Raw genomic sequence first — 20,238 nt, forward strand, 5'->3', positions numbered from 1 at the left:
GCTGGGTGGTGGTCGTGGGCGGGCGGACCTTTGTTTGGTGGCGGGTCAGCGGTGGCGGGTTCGTAGGAGCAGGGCGGTGGTGAGGGCGGCGGGGAGGGCGGTGACGAGGAAGCACAGGTGGAGGGGGAGGAGGTCGAGGAGGGCGCCGGTGGCGGCGATGCCGGTGGTGGCGCCGAGGTTGAGGGCGGTGTTGACCCAGGCGGCGGCGCGGACGCGGGCGTCGGGCGGGGCGTCGGTGTCGGCGATGAGGTAGGCGGTGGTGGTGGCGGGGGCGATGAAGAGGCCGGCGGCGGCGACGAGGGCGGTGAGGGCGGCGGTGGTGGGGGCGAGGGCCGCGGCGGCGAGGGCGGTGCCGAGGGCGGCGGTGCAGGCGGTGAGGCGGGTGCGGGGTGTGCTGCGCCAGGTGAGGGCGCCGTAGGTGAGGCCGCCGAGGGCGCTGCCGGCGGCGAGGGCGGCTTCGGTCCAGGCGGCGGTGGGGCGGGTGCGGGGGAGTGCGGGTGAGGTGGCGAGGCCGAGGGTGCCGATGATGAGGAGTGGGGCGCCGGCGGCGATGCCGAGGGAGGGGGTGGTGGTGGCGGCGATGAGGCCGGCGAGGAGGGGGCCGGTGACGAAGAGGAGTTCTTCGGCGACGCCGTCGAGGCTGAGGGCGCGGTGCAGGAGCGTGCGGTCGGGGAGGAGGTCGCTCCAGTGGGCGCGCATGACGACGCCGAGCGGGGGTGCGGTGGCTCCGGCGGTGACGGTGAGGGCGGCGAGTGCGGGGACGGGGGTCCCGGGGTGCCAGGTGGCGGCGGCGAGGGCGGTGAGGGTGAGGGCGTGTGCGGCGGTGAGCGGGGGGAGGGTGCGGCGGGGGCCGTGGTGGTCGATGAGGCGGGCGCGCAGGGGGCTGAGGGCGCTGACGGTGAGGCCGTAGAGGGCTATGACGGTGCCGGTGGTGGTGTAGGAGCCGGTGGCGGCGACGAGGGCGAGGGTGAGGGAGAAGGGGGCGGTGGCGTAGGAGAGGCGGCCGATGAGGGTGAGGGTGAAGGTGCGGCGGACGTGGGGGGCGCGCAGGACGGCGCTGTAGGACACGGGGGGTGTTCCTCGGGTGCGGGCCCGCGGGGGCGGGCGGTGTGAGGGGACGCTGAGGGGCCGCACCGGGTGGGAGCGGGTGCGGCGCGGGGCGTCCTACGCACACAGGAGGAACTGCACGGGGTGATTGTAGCGGGGGGCGGGTTCGGGGGCGGGTCAGTCGGTCGGCCAGTGGGTGAGGGCGGCGTCGAGGGCGTCGAGGACTTTGTGCCAGGTGGTGTCGGTGTTGCCGGTGTGGTCGAAGCCTCCGGTGGCCTCGAGGATGATGTAGCCGTGGAAGGCGCCGCCGAGGAGGCGGACGGCGGCGGTCTGGTCGTGTTCGGGGATGCCGTAGCCGCGGAGGATGGCGCGGGTGAGTTCGGTGTGGCGGCGGCCCGCGGTGATGACGTCGGGTGTGGCGGTTGCGGGGGCGAAGCGGGCGTTGGCGGCTTCGAAGCGGCCGGGGTGGTCGCGGGCGTAGTCGCGGTAGGCGTCGGCGAAGGCGAGGAGGGCGTCTTTGCCTGCGCGTCCGGCGAGGGCGGCGGCGGCGCGGTCGGCGAGTTCGTTGAGGGCGAGGGCGGTGAGGCGGGCGCGGAGGTCGTCGATGCCTTTGATGTGGGAGTAGAGGCTGGCGGTGGTGACGCCGAAGCGGCGGGCGAGGGCGGTGGCGGTGACGCCGTCGAGTCCGGTTTCGTCGGCGAGGTCGGCGGCGGCGCGGGTCAGGCGTTCGGGGGTCACTCCGGCGCGCGGCATCCGTTACCTCTTCCTAAGGGGATTAAGGTTTTGCATAGTACATGTAGGCGGGGTAGCGTCGCGTCCATGAAACCCCTGACCGAGCATGATGTCCGCAGGTCTTTCGTGAACTGTTCCAAGGGGGAGGCGAAGCGCCTCAACCTGCCGAAGGACTTCGCGGAGCTGCCCTGGGACGATCTGGACTTCCTGGGCTGGCGGGATCCGCGTGCGCCCGAGCGGGCGTGGCTGGTCGCCGAGCGCGGCGGTGTGCCGGTGGGTGTCGCGCTGCGCGCGGTGGAGAGCGGGTCGCGCGGGTTCACCGCGCGCAGCATGTGCTCGCTGTGCATGGCGACGCGCAGCGGCGGCGGGGTGGCGTTGATGACGGCCCGCCGGACGGGTGAGGCGGGCCGGCAGGGCGACTCGGTCGGGCAGTACGTGTGCGCGGACCTGGCCTGTTCGCTGTATGTGCGGGGGCTCAGGAAGACGATCGCCGCCGGGGGGATGGACGCGCTGCCGCAGCGGGAGCGGATCGCCCGTGCCCGCGGCCATCTGGACGCGTTCCTCGACAAGATCACCCGGTAGGCGGCAGGTGCGGGCCGGAGGCGGTCAGCCGACGGTCCACTCCCGGCGGCGGGCCTCGGCGAGGGCGAGGGCTGCGGCCACCGCGACGTTGAACGATCCGACGCGGCCCACCTGGGGGATGTAGGTGACGGCGTCGCAGGCGGCCAGCAGGGCGGGGGAGCAGCCGTGGTCCTCGCTGCCGACGGCCAGGCACACGTCGCCGTCCAGGGGCGCTTCGTGCAGCGGGACGGCGTCGCCGGTCAGTTCGACCGCGACCAGCCGCAGTCCTTGCGCGCGGACGGCCGCGGCGGCCTCGGCGGCGGTGCCGGCGTGCTCCCATTCCAGGAACCGCTCGGTGCCCAGCGCGGTCTTGGCGACGTTGCGGTGGGTGGGCGGGGTGGCGTTGCCGGCCAGCCAGAGGCGCTCGACGCCGAACGCGGCGGCGCTGCGGATGATCGAGCCCATGTTGAACGGCTGGGTGACCGATTCGGCGAGCAGGCCCAGGCGGGCGTCGGTGCGGCGCCGCCAGTCGCGGTTGAGGCGCTTGACGTCGGTGGGGCGCAGCTGGCGGCGTCCCTGCGGGGTGGTCATCGGGTCGGGCCTTCCACGGGCGGCGTATCGGTGTCGGGTTCGGTGGTGCGGGGGTCGGTTCGCGGGGCGGTGACGCGCAGGACGCGGTAGGAGGAGCGGGACGCGACGCGCTCGGTGGGCAGGCCCCGGCCGTCCAGCCAGCGGTGCAGCGAGTCCGACCCCAGGTGCTTCTGCACCACCAGGTGGGCGTGCGCGCCGGGCCGCAGGCGCGGCAGCCACGCCAGCAGCAGCTCGTGCAGGGCGGCCTTGCCGATGCGGATCGGCGGGTTGGACCAGATCGCGGCGAACCGCAGTGCGGGGTCCAGTTCGTCGGCGGGCGCGAACCGGGCGTTGGGCAGCGCGGCGGACGCGGCGTTGGCCTCGGCGAGCGCGAGGGCGCGCCGGTTGACGTCCACGCCCCACACGCGGGCGGCGGGCGCGCGGGCCGCCATCGTCAGCGCGATCGGGCCGTAGCCGCAGCCGAGGTCGAGCAGGTCGCCGTCGGGCGGGGGCGGCGGGACGGTCTCCAGCAGGACCCGGGTGCCGGGGTCGACGCGGTCGGGCGAGAACATCCCGCCGTCGGTCTCCAGCCGCAGGTGCAGGTCCGGCAGGACCAGGTCGACGGCGCGGCGCCGACTCGCGGCGCCGGGCCGCTCGGCGAAATAGTGCTCCCCCACGTCGGCCGACCGTACCAGTGCGCGGGGCGCTCCGTGCACCGCCCGCCGCACCGCCCGCCGCGGCGGGCGGGCGGTCAGGGGAGGCGGGAGAACCAGGCCAGGGACGCGCCGCCCGCCGCGAGCGCGAACAGCAGCGCGATGCCGACGTAGCGGGCGGACACGTCGCGGTGCTCGGTGGTGTAGCCCAGCGAGGTGCCGATGTCGGAGTACACCTCGTTCAGCTGGCCGGCGTCGGCGGCTTCGTAGGCGTGCCCCTCGGTGTTGTCGGCCAGGAACCGCAGCGTCTCCTTGTTCACCGACACGCTGGTCGTCTCGCCCTCGATGGTGACGGTGCCGTAGGGGGTGCCGAACGCGATGGTGGACACCGGGACGTCCCCGCCGCGGCTGGCGGTGACGGCTTCCTGCACGGACCGGCCGGTGGTGTTGTCGCCGTCCGACAGCAGCACGATGTGCGCGGGCGGCGGGTCCTGGCGGGCCTGCGCGTCGAACGACCGCACGGCCTGCAGGGAGGTGAACACCGCCTCGCCGATCGCGGTCCGCTTGGCCAGCACGAGCTGGTCGATGGACGCGATCGCCGCGGCGCGGTCGTCCGACGGCGCCGCGACGAGGTTGGCGTTCCCGGCGAACGCGACGACCCCGACGTTGAACCGGGCCGGCAGGTCCCGGATGAACTGCTTGGCGGCGGATTTGGCCGCGTCGAAGCGGCTCGGCGCCACGTCCCGCGCCATCATCGACAGCGACACGTCCACCGCCACCATGATCGTGGCGCGGTCGCGGGGGACGCGGACGTCGTCGGCGGGCCGCGCGAACCCCACCATCATCAGCAGGATCATCACCAGGAACAGGCCGGCTGCGACGTGCCGCCGCCAGCCGGGGCGGCGCGGCGCGACCTGCTGCAGCAGCGCCAGGTTGGTGAACCGGACCGCGTAGCGGCGGCGGCGCCACTGCAGCGCCACGTACAGGCCCGCCAGGATGGGGACGAGGGCCAGCAGCCAGAGGCGTTCGGGCGACAGGAACGTCATGGGCGCACTCCCGCGGTGGTGACGGGCCGGCCGGCGGCGCGGCGCTGGCGGAGGGCGAACCGGGCGACGTCGGCGATCCAGTCGCGGTCGGTGCGCAGGACCAGGTGGTGGGCGCCGCAGCGGCGCAGCGCGGCGCGGGTGCGGTCGCGCTGCTGGGCGGCCGCCTGCGCGTACCGTTCGCGGACCCGGCGGTTCAGGACGATCTCGTGGACGGCGCCGGTCTCGGGGTCGGTCATCTCGACGAGTCCCACGTCGGGCAGTTCGAGTTCGCGGGGGTCGATGATCTCGACGGCCAGGACCTGGTGGCGGGCGGCGAGGCGGCGCAGCGGCCGCTCCCACGGCGGCCGCGGCTCGGCGGCGGTCCCGTCCGGTGGGGGGCCGTCGTCGCCGGGGGAGGGCAGGAAGTCGGAGATGACGACGCGGAGGCCGCGGCGGGACTGCCCCCGGTCCAGTGATTCGATCGCGGACGCCAGGTCGCCGTGCGCGCCGCCCCGCAGCCCCGTCCCCCCGAACGCGTTTCCGGGCGTGCGCCGGGGGGAGTCGTCGCCGTCCGCCGCGGCGGTCTCGGGGTCGTGCGGGGGAGCGTCCAGCACCGCCTGCAGCAGCGCGTAGAAGGGGGCCTTGCCCGTCCGCGCGGGCCAGCGCCGCAGCCCGCCGCCGTGCAGCAGGTAGGCGCCGACCCGGTCGCCGAGCCGCACCGTCATGAACCCCACCGCCGCCAGCGCCGCCACCGCCAGTTCCCGCTTCACCAGGTCCGCGGTGCCGAAGTCCATGCTGGGCGTCATGTCGACCAGCGCCCACGCCTCCAGCTCGTGGTCGGCGACCAGGTCGCGCACGTGGGGGCTGGTGGTGCGGGCCGTCACCGCCCAGTCCATGTGCCGGATGTCGTCCTCGCCCGGCTGGTACAGCCGGGCCTCCGCCAGTTCGGTGCCCGGGCCCGGCAGCAGCCCCAGATGCTCCCCGTTCAGCAGCCCGTTCAGCCGGCGCGTCACCTGCAGCTCCAGCCGCCGCAGCGTCCGCTCCGGCGCGAGCCGCGCGGACCCGCCCCGCTCCCCGGACGGGCCGTCCCCCGGACCGGCCGTCGTCATGCCGTGGTCACCGCCGCGGCCCCGTGGTTCCACACCACCCGCGGCGGCGGCACCGCCGCGAGGATCTGCCCGATCACGTCGCCCGCCGCGACCCCGTCGGCCAGCGCGTCGAACGTCAGCACCAGCCGGTGCGACATCACGTCCCGCGCGACCGCCCGCACGTCGTCGGGCAGCACGTAGTCGCGGCCCGACAGCAGCGCCAGCGCCCGCGCGGCCGACACCAGCCCCAGCGTCGCCCGCGGGCTCGCCCCGATCTCGATCACCGGCCGCAGGTCAGGCAGCCGGTACTGCTCGGGTTCGCGCGTCGCCATCACCAGCCGCACGATGTAGTCGGCGACCAGCTCGTGCACCGACACCTCGGCGGCCGCGGCCTGCAGCGTCGCCAGCCGCCCGGTGTCCAGCACCTGCGCGGCCTCCGGCGGGTCCGTGCTCATCCGCCGCAGGATCTGCAGCTCCTCGTGCGCCCCGGGGTGCCGGACGTCCACCTTCATCAGGAACCGGTCGCGCTGCGCCTCCGGCAGCGGGTACACGCCTTCGGACTCGATCGGGTTCTGCGTCGCCAGCACGATGAACGGGCGCGGCAGCGGATACGTCGTGCCGCCCAGCGACACCTGCCGCTCCGCCATCACCTCCAGCAGCGCCGACTGCACCTTCGCCGGGGCCCGGTTGATCTCGTCGGCCAGCACGAAGTTCACGAACACCGGCCCGAGCTCCACGTCGAACTGCTCGGTCGAGGGATGGTAGATCCGGGTCCCGACGATGTCGGACGGCACCAGGTCCGGGGTGAACTGCAACCGCGCGAACGTCCCGCCGACCACCCGCGCCAGCGTCCCCACCGCGAGGGTCTTGGCGACCCCGGGCACGCCCTCGATCAGGCAGTGGCCGCGCGCCAGCAGCGCCACCACCATCCGCTCGACCATGTGCTCCTGGCCGACGATGACCTTCTTGACCTCCGCGACCGTGCTCTGCAGCAGTGCCGCGGCCTCGTCGACATCGTGGGCGGCGATGGTCATGTGGGAGTCCTCACTAGTCCGACCGGCACTGTCCTGCCAACGTCCTGCCCCGTGGGCGCCTTCCGACCCTACGCGATCACTTGTACCCGTTCGTGCGGGAACGCTGCGTGTCCCGGCCGACCTGTTCACACGCCGTCCGCCCGGGCCGCCGGCGGGGCCTCCGCGCCCCGCGGCGGGGCGCGGCGGGGCGCCTTCCGGAGCCGAGCGTAGGGCGCGGTTGTTAGTGTGGCCGCCATGTCGAGGCCGTTGCCCCCGGGCGACCCCGCGCAGCTGGGGCCCTTCCGCCTGTCGGCGCGCCTGGCGGAGACCCCCGCCGGAATCGTGTTCCTGGGCGTGGACGCCCACGGACGGCGCGCCAGCGTCGCGGTCCTCAACCGCGGCGCCGCCGGCGACGCCGCCGCCCGCGACCGGTTCCGCGCGGCGATCACCGCCGCCGCGCCCGCCCCCACCCCCGGACCGCCCGGCCCCGCCCACGCGCCCGCCGCCGGGGCGGCGCCCGTGGTCGCCGCCCGGCCCGACGGGCCCGCCCCCTGGGTCGCGACCGCCTACGACCCCGACCTGACCGGCGCCGAACGGTTCCTGGAACCGGTGCTGCTCGACGGCACCGCCCAGGGCGGACGCGGCCGCCGCGGCAGGCGCCGCGGCCCCCAGTTCCAGCCCCACTGGCTCGGCTCCGGCGAACCCGCGCTGGCGCCCCCCGCGCCCGCCCGCGCGCCCGCGCCCGTCCCGCCCGGCGAACACCCCCCGCAGCGCAGCCTGGTCACGGCCGTCCTCGCCCTCGCCGCCATGCTCCTGGTGCTGTTGCTGCTGCTGTTCCTGCTGAACATGTGCAGCCCCGAGCCCGACGAACCCCCGCCGCTGCCGCCCGAGCCCACCCCGTCGGCCGAGGTCCCGCCCCCCGCGCCCACGACCCCGGCGCAGCCGACCACGCCCGGCGGGCCGCCCACCACACCCGGGACGCCGCCCACCCCCGGCCCCGGCGAACCCACCCCGCCGCCCACCGGCGGCGACGGCGGAGAGGGCGACGGCGGCCCCCTGTGACCCCGCCCCCGCCCACCTGACCGGACCCCGGACGCCCCCCGGCGCGCGCTCGACCCGCGCCGGGGCCCGTTGCCGGGGGCGGGCGCGGCGGGCAGCATGAACGCATGCCGCAACCCCTCCCCGAAACCCTCCTCGCCTTCACCGGCGCCGCCGTGCTCATCGCGATGGCGCCCGGACCCAGCACCGTGGTGATCATGCGGACGTCGATGCTGTCCGGGCGCCGCGCCGGGCTCGCCGCCGTCCTCGGCAACGAGACCGGCGTGCTCGCCTGGGGACTGGCCGCCGCGGCGGGCCTCACCGCGCTGCTGGCCGCGTCCCGCCTCGCCTACGACGGCCTGCGCGTCGCGGGCGCCGCCGTCCTGGTGTGGTTCGGCGTCCGCGCCCTGTGGCAGGCCCGGCGCCGCGCGGGCCGACCGGCCGACCCCCTCGCCCCGAGAGCCCCCGGCGCGGACGGATCCGGCGCGGGACGCGGCGTCCTCGCGGGCGGGGGACGCACCTGGTGGGGCGACTACCGCAGCGGGCTGATCACCAACGCCGCCAACCCCAAGGCCGGGGTCTTCGCCGTGTCGTTCCTGCCGCAGTTCGTCCCTTCCGGCTGGTCCGTCCCCGCCGCGCTGGTGCTCCTGTCGGCACTATGGGCGCTCATCGACCTCGCCTGGTACACCGTGATCGTGTGGCTGGTCGCCGCCGCCCGCCGGACCCTGGACCGCCCGGCCGTCCGCCGACGCCTCGACCAGCTGTCCGGCGTCGTCCTGGTCGGCCTCGGCATCCGCTTGGCGGCCGACACCCGCTGACACCCCGCCGACCCGCACCAACGGAAAGGCGGACCACGGCAAAGGCAAATCACGGCGGAAGGCGGATCGCGGCGGAAGACGCAGAGCCGGACGACCGGCGGCGGGGCCGCGCCGTCAGCGGGGGCCGGGCGCCGCCTCCTCGCCCACGGGGAACCGCACCCCGGTCTCGCGCAGCCGCCGCCGCGAGGCCACCGCGACACCGGCCCGCGAAGGTTCCCGCCGCGCGACCGCGCTCTCCGCGGAGCCTTCCACCGGGCCGTCCCTCGGGCCGTCCGCGGCGCCCGGGTCGCGGTCGGCGACGTGGCACGCCCCCTCGTCGCCCCGGTCGACGACCTCCTTGCGGCAGTCGGGCGGCCACCGCAGCAGCATCCGCCGCCCGCACACCGGGCACGCCCACTCCTCGAAGCCGGATTCGGCGACCCGCACCATCCGCAGCCGATGCGTCCTCTGCACGAAACCTCCCCCCACCGTCCGGTCTTTTCAGTGAATGCCCACGTCAACCCACCTAAAACCGGTGCCCAAGCGCACGGACGCACCGCCCCCGCCCGGGGTGCCGCGTCAGGCCAGGGCGGTGCGGACGGCCGCGCCGATCTCGGCGATCACCTCCGCCGGGCGCCGCGCGAACGACCCCCACCCCAGGAACCCGTGGTCCAGGCCCCCGCCCGCCACCACCGCGACCGGCACCCCCGCCGCCCGCAACCGCTCCGCGTGCCGCTCCGCCTGCGGACGCAGCCGGTCGAACTCCGCCGTCGCGACCACCGCCGGCGGCAGCCCGCCCGGATCCGGATCCAGCAGCGGCGACACCTCCGGCCGCGTCCGGTCCGCGTCCCCCAGGTACATCCGCAGCGCCGCGCCCGCCGACGCGCCCGCCGCGTCCAGCCCGTCAGGATCGGGATCGGGCAGCGGCGGCGGCTCGGCCCGCAGGTCCAGCGCCGGATACAGCAGCACCTGCACCGCCGGCCGGAACGGTCCCGCCCCGCGCAGCACCCCCGCCGCGGCCGCCGCCAGCTGCCCGCCCGCGCTGTCCCCGGCCACCCCCACCCGCGCCGCGTCCAGCCCCAGCCCGGGCGCGCGGCGCACCGCCCACCGGACCGCCGCGACCGCGTCGTCCAGCGGCGCCGGGAACGGGTGCCGCGGCGGCCGCCGGTAGTCCACCGACAGCCACGCCGCGCCGCTCGCCGCCACCAGCGCCCGCACCACCGGGTCGTAGGACTCCACGTCGCCCAGCACCCACCCGCCGCCGTGGAAGTACACCAGCAGCGGCCCGTCCGGACGCTCGCCCGCCGGACGGTACAGGCGCCCCCGCAGCAGGCCCGCCGCGCCCGCCACCGGCACGTCCGCCACGGCGCCGACCGGCACCCGCGGCGACCGCGCCAGATCGGCCGCGTGCTCCCGGCGCGCCTCGGCCAGCGACCGCCGCCCGCCCCCGCCCGCGGCCACCGCCGCGGCGGCGGCGAGCCGGTCGCGCATGAACGCCAGATATTGCGGATCGCGACCCATGAACCCCTCCAGCGCCCCGCGCGGACGACGTCCCGCGCACCCTACCGACCACCCCTCCTCGCGGCCGGCCCCGCGCCGGACCCCCGGACGGCGCGCGGACGGGACGGACCGGGCGGCCGGGCCCCGATAATGGCCGCATGCACACGACCCGCGACGCGCGGCCGACGGACGTACTGGTCGTCACCGGGCCGCCGGGCACCGGCAAGAGCACCGTCGCGCGGATCCTCGCCGACGCCGTCACGCCCAGCGTCCACCTGCACACCGACGACTTCTACGCCTTCATCCGCCGCGGCGCCGTCGCCCCCTACCTGCCCGAGGCCCACGAGCAGAACCGGGTGGTCATGGACGTCATCGCCGGCGCCGCCGCCCGCTACGCCCAAGGCGGATTCCACGTCATCGTCGACGGCGTCGTCGGCCCCTGGTTCACCGGCCCCCTCGTCACCGCCGCCGGACGCGCCGGAGTGCGGCTGCACTACCTGGTGCTGCGCGCCGACGAGGACACCACCGTCGCGCGCGGCACCGCCCGCCGCGGCGCCGGCGCGCTCACCGACCCCGGCCCCCTGCGCGACATGCACCGCCGGTTCGGCGACCTCGGCGACCTCGAGCGGCACGTCATCGACAGCACCGCCCAAACCGCGGCCGAGACCGCCGACGCCGTCCGCGCCGCCGTCCGCGCCCGCACCCACCTGCTCACCTGACCCAGCCCGCCGCCGGACCGGACGGCCGCGCGGCAGGGCCCGCGACGCGGCGCGGCCCGCCGCCCCGGCGGGGGACGGCGGGCCGCGGCCACGCTTCGCGCTGACGCAGATCAGAACGGGTGCGGGGCGATGTCGCCGCGCATCGTCACCCACTGCGTCTCGGTGAACGCCTCGATGTTGGCGTCCGGGCCGCCGAACCGCGACCCGTTCCCCGACGCCGCCAGCCCGCCGAACGGCACCACCGGCTCGTCGTTGACCGTCTGGTCGTTGATGTGCACCAGCCCCGTCGGGACCGCGTCCGCGATCCGCATCGCCTCGCCCACGTCGCCCAGGATCCCCAGCGACAGCCCGTACTCGCTGTCGGCGGCCAGCGCCACCGCCTCCTCCACCGTCGAGAACGGCACCACCGGCGCCACCGGCCCGAACACCTCCTGCGCGTACGCGGGCATCGACGGGGCGACGTCCGCCAGCACCGTCGGCCGGTAGAACAGCCCCTCGTGGACGCCGCCCGCCGCCAGCCGCGCGCCCGCCGCGACCGTGCCGCGCACCAGCGCGTCCACGTGCTCCAGCTGGCCCCGGTCGATGATCGGGCCCAGGTGCACCGGGCCCGCCGCCGGGTCCCCGACCGCCAGCCCGTCGGCCTTGGCCGCCAGCGCCTCGACGTACTCCCCGTGCAGGCTCTCGTGCACCAGGTGCCGCCCGGTCGTCATGCAGATCTGCCCCTGATGCAGGTAGGAGCCCCACGCGCCCGCCGCGACCGCCGCGGACACGTCCGCGCCCGGCAGGACGATCAGCGCGTTGTTGCCGCCCAGCTCCAGGTGCGCGCGCTTGAGCAGCCGCCCGCACACCTCCCCGATCGCGCGGCCCGCCGCCGTCGACCCGGTGAACGACACCACCCGCACCTCCGGCGCCGCCACCACCGCCTCGCCGGCCTCCCGGCCGCCCGGCAGCAGATGCAGCACCCCCTCCGGCAGGCCCGCCTCCTGGAAGATCCGCGCGACGGCCACGCCGCCGCACACCGCCGTCCGCGGGTCCGGCTTCAGCAGCACCGCGTTGCCCAGCGCCAGCGCCGGAGCCACCGACCGCATCGACAGGATCAGCGGGAAGTTGAACGGCGCGATCACGCTCACCACCCCCGCCGGGCGGCGCCGCGCCAGGCTCCACCGCGGCTGCGCCGACGGCAGCACCAGCCCCTGCGGATGCGACGCCAGCGCCGCCGCCTCATGGCACAGGTTCGCCGCGAACGACGCCTCCAGCGCCGCCTTCGGCGGAATCGACCCCGCCTCCCGCACGATCCAGCCCTCGATCTCGGCGGCGTGCTCCTCGAACAGCCGCCCCGCGCGCCGCAGCACCGCCGCGCGCTCCTCGTAGGAGCGGGCCGCCCAGTCGCGCTGCGCCGCCGCGGCCGCCGACGCGGCCCGCGCCGCGTCCGCGCCGTCCGCCCGACCCAGCACCCCCAGCACGCCGCCGGTCGCCGGCTCGACGACGTCGAAGCCGCCGCCCCCGCCGGAGACCCACCCGCCATCGAAGATCTTCCCCGTCCACACCCCGGGATCGAGCAGCGCCATCGTTCCTCCCACGGACCCGTCGGCCGAATGCGTAGCCCCCACCCTCACCGCGCCCGCCACCCCGCGGAACAGCGGCTTTCCGCTCAGCGGAAACCCGGGGCGCGGGCGCGGCGAAAATGCGTTGCGCCGCCCGCCGCACCGGGAGATCCTGGCGGAGCCGACGGCGCCCCCGGGCACCGCGGCCCCGGCGAACGCGGCACCGACACCGCCGCTCCGGAACACCGCGACGGGAACATGACGGGCGAGGAGGGCCGGGACCACATGAGCCGCACCACCGACGCCCGGCGCTGTCGCCGCCGACCCCGAACCCGGTAGACGCGCCCACAGCGCACGCCGCAGGACCCGGATCGTCCCGGCGGCGCGCTTTCCCCGCGTCTGGCTGCCGATCGCCGGACACGTCCGTCCGTCGCGGCCGGGTCCACCCCGTTCCCTGCCCGCTTCCCCTGCCCGCGTCGGTGCGCGCCCGCGCGCCGTCCGGGCCCGATACCCGGCCTCGTAGCTCAGCGGTCAGAGCACCGGCCCGTCACGCCGGAAGCCGCGGGTTCGAATCCCGCCGAGGTCGCCGCCCGCCCGCACCGGGCGGGCCCCGACGCCGTGGCCGAGCGGTAAGGCGGCGGTCTGCAAAACCGTCTCACGTGGGTTCGAATCCCACCGGCGTCTCGGTCCCCGCCCCCCTGTCACCCGGGGGCGGGGACGCCTCCCCGTGGCTCAGCGGACAGAGCACCGGCCTCCGAAGCCGGAGAACGCAGGTTCGAATCCTGCCGGGGAGACCACCCCCCGAGAGCCGCCGCCCGTGCGGGCGAACCGGGCGCGGCGGGGGACGCCGCATGGTCAAATAGACAACCATGGCTGTAACACTGGAACCCGACGACCCGGAACGGCTCGGACGGTACGAGCTGACCGGCCGCCTCGGCGAGGGAGGCCAGGGCGTCGTGTACGCCGGGCGCGGGCCGGACGGCGGGGACGTGGCCGTCAAGCTGCTGCGCGCCTCGATCGGACGCGACCCGAAGGCGCGCGACCGGTTCGTGCGCGCAACGGGGGCCGCCGGGCGGGTCGCCGACTTCTGCACCGCCCGCGTGCTGGACGCCGGCGTCCACGGCGACCGGCCCTACATCGTCAGCGCGTCCGTGCCCGGCCCGTCCCTGCTCACCCTCGTCGACGAAGAGGGCCCGCGGACCGGCGCGGCCCTGCGGCGCCTCGCCATCGCCACCGCCACCGCGCTCGCGGCCGTCCACCACGCCGGGATCGCGCACCGCGACTTCAAACCACCGAACGTGCTGATGGCCGAGGACGGTCCCCGGGTCACCGACTTCGGCACCGCCGAAGCCCTCGGCGGCACCTCCGCCATGACGGGCCAGATCGTCGGAACGCCCGCGTACATGGCGCCCGAGCAGGTGAGCGGACAGGAGACCGGCGCCTGGACCGACATGTTCGCCTGGGGAGCCACCATCCTGTTCGCCGCCACCGGCCGACCCCCCTTCGGAGACGACACCGTGCCCGCGGTGATGCACCGCGTCCTGCACGACACCCCCGACACCGGCATGCTGCCCCCGCCCCTGGCCGACCTGGTCACCGCCTGCCTGGCCAAGGACCCGGCCCGCAGGCCGGCCGCACCGCACGTCCTGCTCGCCCTGCTCGGCCCCGTCACCGCACCGGGCGACATCGACGGCCTCCTCGCGGCCGGCGCCGCCGCGGTCGAAGGCACCCCCGCCGAAGGCACCGCGCCGACGCCGCCCTACCCGCCGGCCTACTTGCCGCCCGCACCGATCCCGCCGCCGCGGCCCGGCTTCCACCCTCACGCCCACGACCCCCGCGGGCCCGTCCCGTCCGGCGGCCACCCGTTCGGCGGTCACCCGTCCGGCCCGCCCCCGCACATGCCGTCCGCCGAGCCGAGAGCCAACACCGCGGCGGCGACGGCCGCCGGCGGCCTGGCGGTGCTCACCGCCGCCATGCTCGTCTGGTTCGCGCTCCACAACGTCGTCACCGCCGCCGGACCGACCGGCGCATGGTCCGGCGTCGCGGTGGTGAACGTCCTCGGCGGCCTCGTCGGCGCCGGGTTGCTGACGATCCCGGCGGGGTTCACCTTCGCCCGCAGAATCCCCGGCGCATGGACCCTGTGCGGGCTGTGCACGCTGTACGTCGTGGCGTCGGTCTTCTTGGCGCCGCTGCTGTGGGGGACCTCCCTGGATTCCCAGCTCCGGTTCGTCTTCGGTTTCGAGGGAGGCGACGGCGTCGCCGTGGCGCTGGCGGTCATCTTCGGCACCCTGACGGCGATCACGGCGGCGGTCGCCGGCAGCGTGAAGTCGCGTGCGGGCGGCCCCCGGGCGACCCCGGTCCTTCCCGGCACGCGATGACCGGGGGACCCCGGCCCCCCGGCGGCCCGCGACCAGGGTTCGCCAGGGGAGGGGAGAGGACGAACCGGTCGTGCGGCCCGGCACCGTACCGGGCCGCACGACCACGGGGCCGAGGCCCGGGGGCGGCGCCGCGTCAGCGCGCGGCACCGCCCCCGGGCCCGCCTCCTATGCGGCCGGGGACGGCGGCCCGGCGGACCGGCCCGCCGCCGCGGCCTCCGGCCGCGCACGGCACGGCACCGGCCCGGCCGTCAGCGGTCCCGCCCCCGCCCCCGCTCCTTGTACATCTGCCGCTGCCACCGCGAGATCGCCTTGCGGCGGCCCTCCCGCTCGGCGCGCAGCCGCGCGTCCGACCGCGCCGCCGCCCAGGCGCTCTCCCGCATCAGCTTGCGGTAGCCGTCGAGGCGGCGGTGCGGCAGCGAGTCGTCCTGCACCGCGGCCAGCACCGCGCAGCCCGGCTCGCTCTCGTGGGCGCAGTCGCCGAACCGGCACCGCTCGGCCAGCTCCTCGACGTCGGAGAACGTGCGCCGCAGACCCTCCTCGGCGTCCAGCAGGCCCACGCCCCGCAGACCCGGCGTGTCGATCAGCACGCCGCCGCCCGGCAGCGGCACCAGCTCCCGCCGCACCGTGGTGTGCCGGCCCTTGCCGTCGCCGTCGCGGACCGCGCCGGTCGCCAGCAGCGCGTCGCCCAGCAGCGCGTTGCCGAGCGTCGACTTGCCCGCACCGGACGGCCCCAGCAGCACCACCGTGCCCGTCAGGACCGCGCGGACCACGTCCACGCCGTCGCCCGCCAGCGCGCTGCACGACACGACGTCCACGCCCGGGGCCGCCGCGGCCGCATCGGCCTCGGCCGCCGCGACGTCCGCCGGATCGGCCCGGTCGGCCTTGGTGAGCACCACCACCGGCCGCGCGCCGCTCTCGAACGCCAGCGCCAGCAGCCGCTCGAGCCGCCCCGGCGACGGGCGCGCCGCCATCGACACCGCGACCGCCACGGTGTCGACGTTCGCCGCGAGCACCTGCCCGCGCGAGTCGCGCGACGCGCCGGCCCGCACGATCGCGGTCCGGCGCGGCAGCAGCGCCGCCAGCACCGGACACCCGCCCGCCCCGGCCGATTCCGCGCCGGACACGGCCTCGGGGGCGGGGGTGCGCGGCGCAGGGCCGGCGGCCGGGCGCAGCGCCGCCCAGTCGCCCGTGCACGGCGCCGCCACCGGATCCGGACGGCCCGCACGCGGCGTCACCGCGAGCACCGGGCCGTCGGCGGTGACCACCTCGCACAGCCCGCGATGCACCGCGACCACCCGCGCGGGCGCCAGCCCCGCGGCGAGATGAACGGAGAAATCGTCCTCGAGGGTCTCGTCCCAGCCGTACGCGGACAGGGGAGACCCACCGGAAAAGTGAGACAACGGTTCGGAACCCTTCACATGAAGGGGCGCTCGGGCGGGCGCGCCGACGGCGCACCGGAACGTGGGATCAGCCCGAGGCCCGGAAGATGAGGTCGGCCTGAGCGCTGCGCGCAGCAGCGACCGCGATGACGGCCATGCACCCCACCTCCCTTCGGTTCCGACCGCGTACTTTATCGGGCCCGCACGCCCCCGTGCCACCTTTTTGCGCCCCGGCGCCGCGGGCGGCGGGAACTTCGGGGACCGCGCGGCGGTTATGGTGATTTGAGGAGACGTGACCGTGACAAAGGGGCGTGGTCGTGGACGAGAACGTGCAGCGGGCCGGTGCGCCGGTACCGTCCCCCAGGCACGACCAGGCGCCCGAACCGTCCACCCGGCGGGCCCCTGACCGGGCGACCGGCGACACCCGGACGCCCGACACGCCGGCACCGGAGACCGCGGCACCGGACACCGCGGCCGACGCCGGGGACGGCGCTCTCGCCCGCCTCGACCGGGCCGCCGCGGCGCGCCTCGAGGAGCTGTGGGACGAACTGGCCCCCGCGGCCGCCGGCGCCGCGCGGTTCGCCGTCACCGCCGGCGACCCCGTCCGCCGCGCCGCCCGCGACGCCGCCGGGCTCGCCGCGTCCCGCATCGTCGACCAGCTCGCCGGGACGCCCGCCATGGCCGCAGCCGAGCGCGCCGCCCGCGACGCCGCCGTGAAGATCGCGACGTCGGCCGCCGAGCGCGCCGTCACCGAGGCCCGCACCGCCGCCGCCGCGCACCCGGCCACCGCGACCGCGTTCGAGGCCGCGACCGGCGCGATGACCCTCGCCGAGCAGGCCGCCGCCGAAGTCGCCAAGCACCCCATGGCGCTGGCCGCGCGCCGCTTCGCCGCCCGCAACCCCCTCGCCCGCGCCGCCACCGCCACCGCCCTGGACATGGCCGGACGCGGCGTGTCCGCGACCGTCGCGACCGTGTCGGCGTCCGCGTCCGCGCCCGCCGTGCAGGCCGCCACCCGCGCCGTCGCCGACGCCGCCGTGGACGCGGTCGCCGAGGCCGCCGCCGACGCCGTCCTGGACGCCGGACGCGACGTCGCCGCCCGCGTCGTGCGCGACACCGCGGCCGACGCCGCCCGCGACCTGGCCGCCGCCGTCCGCGACCGCGCGGGCGCCGCCGAACTGCGCCCCCTGGCCGACGCGCTCGCCCGCGCCGCCGGCAGCGGCACCGCCCGCTCGGCCGGCGACCTGCTCGCCGCGGCCGCCGGCAGCGCCGTCGCCCGCACCGCCCGCGACCTGGCCGTGCGCGCCGCGTCCCGCACCGCCGCCGCGGCCATCGAGGCGGTCATGGCCGAACTGCTGCGCGAGGCCGTCAAGCTGGCCATGAAGGAACGGCTGCGCGGCATGGTCTGGGACGTCGCCCGCGACGTCGTCGTCGACACCATGAAGACCACCTGGGTCACCGCCACCCGCCCCGCGCCCGGCGCCGGGCCGGCCCCGTCCCGCCCCGTCGTCGTCGAGAGCACCGTCGAACCCGACGCCCCGACCGGAGCCGGAGCCGGGCCCGCAGGCGGGCGCCGCGGGCAGGGCGGCGAGGAGCCCGGCGGCGACCCGTGGGCCGCCGCGACCGACCGGTGAACCCGCCGCGCCGCGGCGCCGTCTGAGAACTCCATGAAAAACGCCCGTCCGCGGACGGGCCCCTTACCGGCGCCGATTACCGTGTGCACATGAAGCCCGCCCCGCCGACGCCCGCCCCCGCGGGCACGGGCGGGCCCGCGCCGCGGGCGGCGCGCCCGTGACCCGCCGCGTCGGACGGCTGACGCTGCGCGCCCGCCTCGCCCTGCTCACCGCGATCGCCGTCGCCCTCGCCGTCGCCGCCTGCGCCGCCGCGTCCTGGGCCCTCACCCGCGCCCAGCTCTACCGCGAACTCGACCACCGCCTCGAGGCCATGGCCGGCGACCCGCCCGGCCCCGCCGGCGACCCGCCGCACCGCCCCCCGCCGCTGCAGCGCGGACTGCACGACGTCCTGCGCGACTGCACCCGCGGCGCCACCCCCGGCACCGGGATCCGCCCGCCCGGCCCCTCCGCGATGATGCAGGTCGTCGACGCCCGCGGCGGACGCTGCACCGTCCCCGGCGCCGGCGCCCTGCACGTCACCGACGCCGACGCCGCCGTCGCGCGCGGCGACAGCCCCCGCGCCCTGCACGACGGCACCGGCACCACCGCCGACGGCGCCGCCGTCGACGTCCGCGTCCTCACCCGCCCCGTCCGCACCCTCGACGGCTCCACCGCCGCGCTGTCGTTCGCGCTTCCCCTCGACGACGTCCAGGACCCCCTCGACGGCCTCGCGCTGCTGCTGGCCGCCGTCACCGCCCTGGGCGTCCTGGCCTCCGCCGGCGCCGGGCTGATGATCGCCCGCGCCGGGCTGCGCCCCGTCGACCGGCTCACCGGCGCCGTCGAGCACATCGCCCGCACCGAGGACCTGGACGTGCGCATCCCCGAGGACGGCACCGACGAGATCGCCCGCCTCGGCCGCTCCTTCAACACCATGACCGGCGCGCTCGCCGCGTCCCGCGAACGGCAGCGCCGCCTCATCGCCGACGCCGGACACGAACTGCGCACCCCCCTCACCAGCCTGCGCACCAACATCGACCTGCTGCTGCGCGCCGACGCCGCCGGCCGCGCCCTGCCCGACACCACCCGCCGCGCCCTGCTGACCAGCGTCAAGGCGCAGATGCTGGAACTGTCCGACCTCGTCGGCGACCTGCTGGAACTCGCCCGCCCCGACGAGACCGGCCCCGTCCGCGGAACCGTCGCGCTGCACGACGTCGTCGCCCGCGCCGTCGAACGCGCCCGGCCGCGCGGCCCCGGCCTCACCGTCCGCGGCGACACCCGCCCCTGGTACGTCCCGGGCGACCCCGCCTCGCTGGAACGCGCCGTCGTCAACCTCCTCGACAACGCCGTCAAGTTCAGCCCGCCGGGCGGCGCCGTCGACGTCCGCCTCGCCGGCGGCGAACTCACCGTCCGCGACCACGGCCCCGGCATCCCGCCCGCCGACCTCCCGCACGTCTTCGAACGGTTCTGGCGGTCCCCGTCCGCGCGGAGCCTGCCCGGCTCCGGGCTGGGCCTGTCGATCGTCGCCCGCGCCGTCGCCGACAGCGGCGGGACGGTCGCGCTGGAACCCGCCGACGGCGGCGGCACCCTCGCCCGCGTCCGCCTCCCCGGAACCCCCGACCCGCCCCCCTGACCCGCCCCGGCCGGACGCGCGGACGTAGTCGGCCCGGATCCGGGGAACGACCGAAACCGGACCCGACGACGCACCAGGAGGACCACCATGGCCGACACCCTCGACGACGCCGCCGTCGCCGAACACCTCGACGCGCTGCCCGAGTGGACCCGCGACGGCGACGCCATCCGCCGCCGGATCCGCGCCGCGACCTTCCTGGACGGCATCGACCTGGTCGCCCGCGTCGCCCGCGCCGCCGAGGCCGCCGACCACCACCCCGACATCGACATCCGCTGGCGGACCCTCACCTTCACCCTCACCACCCACAGCGCCGGGGGACTCACCGCCAAGGACTTCGACCTCGCCGCCCGCATCGACGACCTCGCCGCCCGCGCCGCCGCCCCAGACACCGACGCGTGACCGGCGCCCCGCCCGTCCACGTCGCGGTGTGCGGGCCCGCCGACTGCACCCGCCGCGAACACGACGACGCCCGCGAACTCGGGCGGCTGCTGGCCGCCCGCGGCGCCGTCGTCGTGTGCGGCGGCCACGGAGGAGTCATGGCCGCCGTCGCCGCCGGCGCCCGCGACGCGGGCGGCACCGTCGTCGGCGTCCTGCCCGGCGACGACCGCACCGGCGCGGACCCGCACCTGACCGTGGCGCTGCCCACCGGCCTCGGCCAGGCCCGCAACGCCCTGATCGTCAACGCCGCCGACGCCGTCATCGCCGTCGGCGGATCCTGGGGCACCCTGTCGGAGATCGCCCTGGCCGTGCGGCGCGGCCGCGCACCCGTCGTCCAGCTCGGCGGCTGGCGCGTCCACGACGAGCACGGCGACCCGGTCGGCGGCGTCCGGCACGCCCGCGACCCCGCCGACGCGATCGCCCGCACCGGCCTGTGGCCGGCGCGCACACCGGACCCGCCGGGGGCGGGCCCGCCGGACTGACCGCGCCGGACTGGCCGCGCCGGACTGGCCGCGC

The 20,238-nt window shown here is 77.2% G+C and carries 20 protein-coding genes and 3 tRNA genes; 12 read left to right on the forward strand and 11 right to left on the reverse strand.

What is annotated here, in order from left to right; genetic code table 11:
* Positions 1-45 precede the first annotated feature (45 nt).
* Positions 46-1,068 (reverse strand): MFS transporter, encoded by a 1,023-nt coding sequence (locus H505_RS40730; RefSeq protein ID WP_034517260.1) that lies wholly within the window; start codon positions 1,066-1,068, stop codon positions 46-48.
* 156 nt (positions 1,069-1,224) lie between these two features.
* On the reverse strand, positions 1,225-1,800 hold the full coding sequence (locus tag H505_RS0109000; protein ID WP_026401719.1) for a TetR/AcrR family transcriptional regulator: 576 nt from the start codon (positions 1,798-1,800) through the stop codon (positions 1,225-1,227).
* Positions 1,801-1,866: 66 nt separating this feature from the next.
* Here H505_RS0109000 and H505_RS0109005 point away from each other — a divergent pair, with 66 nt between their 5' ends.
* Complete coding sequence (locus tag H505_RS0109005) at positions 1,867-2,361, forward strand: FBP domain-containing protein (protein ID WP_026401720.1); 495 nt, start codon at positions 1,867-1,869, stop codon at positions 2,359-2,361.
* 24 nt (positions 2,362-2,385) lie between these two features.
* Here H505_RS0109005 and H505_RS0109010 read toward each other — a convergent pair whose 3' ends face one another.
* The 5 genes from H505_RS0109010 to H505_RS0109030 form a co-directional block, all read right to left on the reverse strand.
* Positions 2,386-2,931, reverse strand: coding sequence for a TrmH family RNA methyltransferase (locus tag H505_RS0109010; protein ID WP_026401721.1), 546 nt, complete (start codon positions 2,929-2,931; stop codon positions 2,386-2,388).
* A complete protein-coding gene (locus H505_RS40735; RefSeq protein WP_051300462.1) occupies positions 2,928-3,587 on the reverse strand; it encodes a class I SAM-dependent methyltransferase in 660 nt (219 codons plus the stop codon). The genes H505_RS0109010 and H505_RS40735 overlap by 4 nt, the downstream gene beginning before the upstream one ends.
* A 74-nt stretch (positions 3,588-3,661) precedes the next feature.
* The gene (locus tag H505_RS0109020) at positions 3,662-4,609 is read right to left on the reverse strand and encodes a VWA domain-containing protein (protein ID WP_026401722.1); all 948 of its coding nucleotides are present in this window, start codon (positions 4,607-4,609) and stop codon (positions 3,662-3,664) included.
* Positions 4,606-5,697, reverse strand: coding sequence for a DUF58 domain-containing protein (locus H505_RS0109025; RefSeq protein WP_026401723.1), 1,092 nt, complete (start codon positions 5,695-5,697; stop codon positions 4,606-4,608). The genes H505_RS0109020 and H505_RS0109025 overlap by 4 nt, the downstream gene beginning before the upstream one ends.
* Entirely contained in the window at positions 5,694-6,710 is a 1,017-nt protein-coding gene (locus tag H505_RS0109030) for an AAA family ATPase (RefSeq protein WP_026401724.1), read from the reverse strand. The genes H505_RS0109025 and H505_RS0109030 overlap by 4 nt, the downstream gene beginning before the upstream one ends.
* Before the next feature lie 234 nt (positions 6,711-6,944).
* Between H505_RS0109030 and H505_RS50950 the strand changes: the two genes are divergently transcribed.
* Entirely contained in the window at positions 6,945-7,751 is an 807-nt protein-coding gene (locus H505_RS50950) for a hypothetical protein (RefSeq protein WP_034517273.1), read from the forward strand.
* 104 nt (positions 7,752-7,855) lie between these two features.
* On the forward strand, positions 7,856-8,545 hold the full coding sequence (locus H505_RS0109040) for a LysE family translocator (RefSeq protein ID WP_026401725.1): 690 nt from the start codon (positions 7,856-7,858) through the stop codon (positions 8,543-8,545).
* A 114-nt stretch (positions 8,546-8,659) separates the two neighbouring features.
* On the opposite strand, the gene H505_RS40745 is transcribed toward H505_RS0109040, so the two are convergent.
* Positions 8,660-8,998, reverse strand: coding sequence for a hypothetical protein (locus H505_RS40745; RefSeq protein ID WP_157432946.1), 339 nt, complete (start codon positions 8,996-8,998; stop codon positions 8,660-8,662).
* A gap of 105 nt (positions 8,999-9,103) precedes the next feature.
* Positions 9,104-10,045, reverse strand: a complete 942-nt coding sequence (locus H505_RS0109050) for an alpha/beta hydrolase (protein ID WP_034517278.1) — start codon at positions 10,043-10,045, stop codon at positions 9,104-9,106.
* Positions 10,046-10,182: 137 nt separating this feature from the next.
* Between H505_RS0109050 and H505_RS0109055 the strand changes: the two genes are divergently transcribed.
* Positions 10,183-10,743: an AAA family ATPase gene (locus tag H505_RS0109055; protein WP_026401727.1), complete on the forward strand. Its 561-nt coding sequence runs from the start codon at positions 10,183-10,185 to the stop codon at positions 10,741-10,743.
* Positions 10,744-10,853: 110 nt separating this feature from the next.
* Here the strand turns inward: H505_RS0109055 and H505_RS0109060 are convergent, their stop codons facing one another.
* Positions 10,854-12,311 (reverse strand): benzaldehyde dehydrogenase, encoded by a 1,458-nt coding sequence (locus tag H505_RS0109060; protein WP_026401728.1) that lies wholly within the window; start codon positions 12,309-12,311, stop codon positions 10,854-10,856.
* A gap of 489 nt (positions 12,312-12,800) precedes the next feature.
* On the opposite strand from H505_RS0109060, the gene H505_RS0109065 reads away from it, so the two are divergent.
* From H505_RS0109065 to H505_RS50955, 4 genes are all read left to right on the forward strand, one after another.
* A tRNA-Asp gene (locus tag H505_RS0109065) sits at positions 12,801-12,873 on the forward strand.
* 26 nt (positions 12,874-12,899) lie between these two features.
* Positions 12,900-12,971, forward strand: a tRNA-Cys gene (locus H505_RS0109070).
* Positions 12,972-13,008: 37 nt separating this feature from the next.
* A tRNA-Arg gene (locus H505_RS0109075) sits at positions 13,009-13,084 on the forward strand.
* Between the two features lie 72 nt (positions 13,085-13,156).
* Positions 13,157-14,665: a serine/threonine-protein kinase gene (locus H505_RS50955; RefSeq protein WP_051300463.1), complete on the forward strand. Its 1,509-nt coding sequence runs from the start codon at positions 13,157-13,159 to the stop codon at positions 14,663-14,665.
* 248 nt (positions 14,666-14,913) lie between these two features.
* Here H505_RS50955 and rsgA read toward each other — a convergent pair whose 3' ends face one another.
* Positions 14,914-16,065, reverse strand: coding sequence for a ribosome small subunit-dependent GTPase A (gene rsgA / locus H505_RS0109085; RefSeq protein ID WP_026401729.1), 1,152 nt, complete (start codon positions 16,063-16,065; stop codon positions 14,914-14,916).
* A 296-nt stretch (positions 16,066-16,361) separates the two neighbouring features.
* Between rsgA and H505_RS0109090 the strand changes: the two genes are divergently transcribed.
* The 4 genes from H505_RS0109090 (at position 16,362) to H505_RS40755 (ending at position 20,204) form a co-directional block, all read left to right on the forward strand.
* Positions 16,362-17,675 (forward strand): hypothetical protein, encoded by a 1,314-nt coding sequence (locus tag H505_RS0109090; RefSeq protein ID WP_157432947.1) that lies wholly within the window; start codon positions 16,362-16,364, stop codon positions 17,673-17,675.
* A 157-nt stretch (positions 17,676-17,832) separates the two neighbouring features.
* Complete coding sequence (locus tag H505_RS0109095) at positions 17,833-19,284, forward strand: HAMP domain-containing sensor histidine kinase (protein ID WP_026401731.1); 1,452 nt, start codon at positions 17,833-17,835, stop codon at positions 19,282-19,284.
* A gap of 87 nt (positions 19,285-19,371) precedes the next feature.
* The gene (locus H505_RS0109100) at positions 19,372-19,683 is read left to right on the forward strand and encodes a 4a-hydroxytetrahydrobiopterin dehydratase (RefSeq protein WP_026401732.1); all 312 of its coding nucleotides are present in this window, start codon (positions 19,372-19,374) and stop codon (positions 19,681-19,683) included.
* Complete coding sequence (locus H505_RS40755) at positions 19,680-20,204, forward strand: TIGR00725 family protein (RefSeq protein ID WP_034517281.1); 525 nt, start codon at positions 19,680-19,682, stop codon at positions 20,202-20,204. The genes H505_RS0109100 and H505_RS40755 overlap by 4 nt, the downstream gene beginning before the upstream one ends.
* Positions 20,205-20,238 lie beyond the last annotated feature (34 nt).

The organism is Actinomadura rifamycini DSM 43936 (genome assembly GCF_000425065.1).
In the GTDB taxonomy this organism is placed as follows: Bacteria; Actinomycetota; Actinomycetes; order Streptosporangiales; family Streptosporangiaceae; genus Spirillospora; species Spirillospora rifamycini.

Excerpts from the sequence above, each read along its gene's own strand:
- H505_RS0109025 (WP_026401723.1), bottom strand. The coding sequence starts at position 5,697 with ATGACGACGGCCGGTCCGGGGGACGGCCCGTCCGGGGAGCGGGGCGGG.
- H505_RS0109010 (WP_026401721.1), bottom strand. The coding sequence starts at position 2,931 with ATGACCACCCCGCAGGGACGCCGCCAGCTGCGCCCCACCGACGTCAAG.
- H505_RS0109050 (WP_034517278.1), bottom strand. The coding sequence starts at position 10,045 with ATGGGTCGCGATCCGCAATATCTGGCGTTCATGCGCGACCGGCTCGCC.
- H505_RS0109100 (WP_026401732.1), top strand. The coding sequence starts at position 19,372 with ATGGCCGACACCCTCGACGACGCCGCCGTCGCCGAACACCTCGACGCG.
- H505_RS0109020 (WP_026401722.1), bottom strand. The coding sequence starts at position 4,609 with ATGACGTTCCTGTCGCCCGAACGCCTCTGGCTGCTGGCCCTCGTCCCC.
- H505_RS50955 (WP_051300463.1), top strand. The coding sequence starts at position 13,157 with ATGGCTGTAACACTGGAACCCGACGACCCGGAACGGCTCGGACGGTAC.
- H505_RS0109055 (WP_026401727.1), top strand. The coding sequence starts at position 10,183 with ATGCACACGACCCGCGACGCGCGGCCGACGGACGTACTGGTCGTCACC.
- H505_RS50950 (WP_034517273.1), top strand. The coding sequence starts at position 6,945 with ATGTCGAGGCCGTTGCCCCCGGGCGACCCCGCGCAGCTGGGGCCCTTC.
- H505_RS0109040 (WP_026401725.1), top strand. The coding sequence starts at position 7,856 with ATGCCGCAACCCCTCCCCGAAACCCTCCTCGCCTTCACCGGCGCCGCC.
- H505_RS0109005 (WP_026401720.1), top strand. The coding sequence starts at position 1,867 with ATGAAACCCCTGACCGAGCATGATGTCCGCAGGTCTTTCGTGAACTGT.
- H505_RS0109030 (WP_026401724.1), bottom strand. The coding sequence starts at position 6,710 with ATGACCATCGCCGCCCACGATGTCGACGAGGCCGCGGCACTGCTGCAG.
- H505_RS0109060 (WP_026401728.1), bottom strand. The coding sequence starts at position 12,311 with ATGGCGCTGCTCGATCCCGGGGTGTGGACGGGGAAGATCTTCGATGGC.
- H505_RS0109000 (WP_026401719.1), bottom strand. The coding sequence starts at position 1,800 with ATGCCGCGCGCCGGAGTGACCCCCGAACGCCTGACCCGCGCCGCCGCC.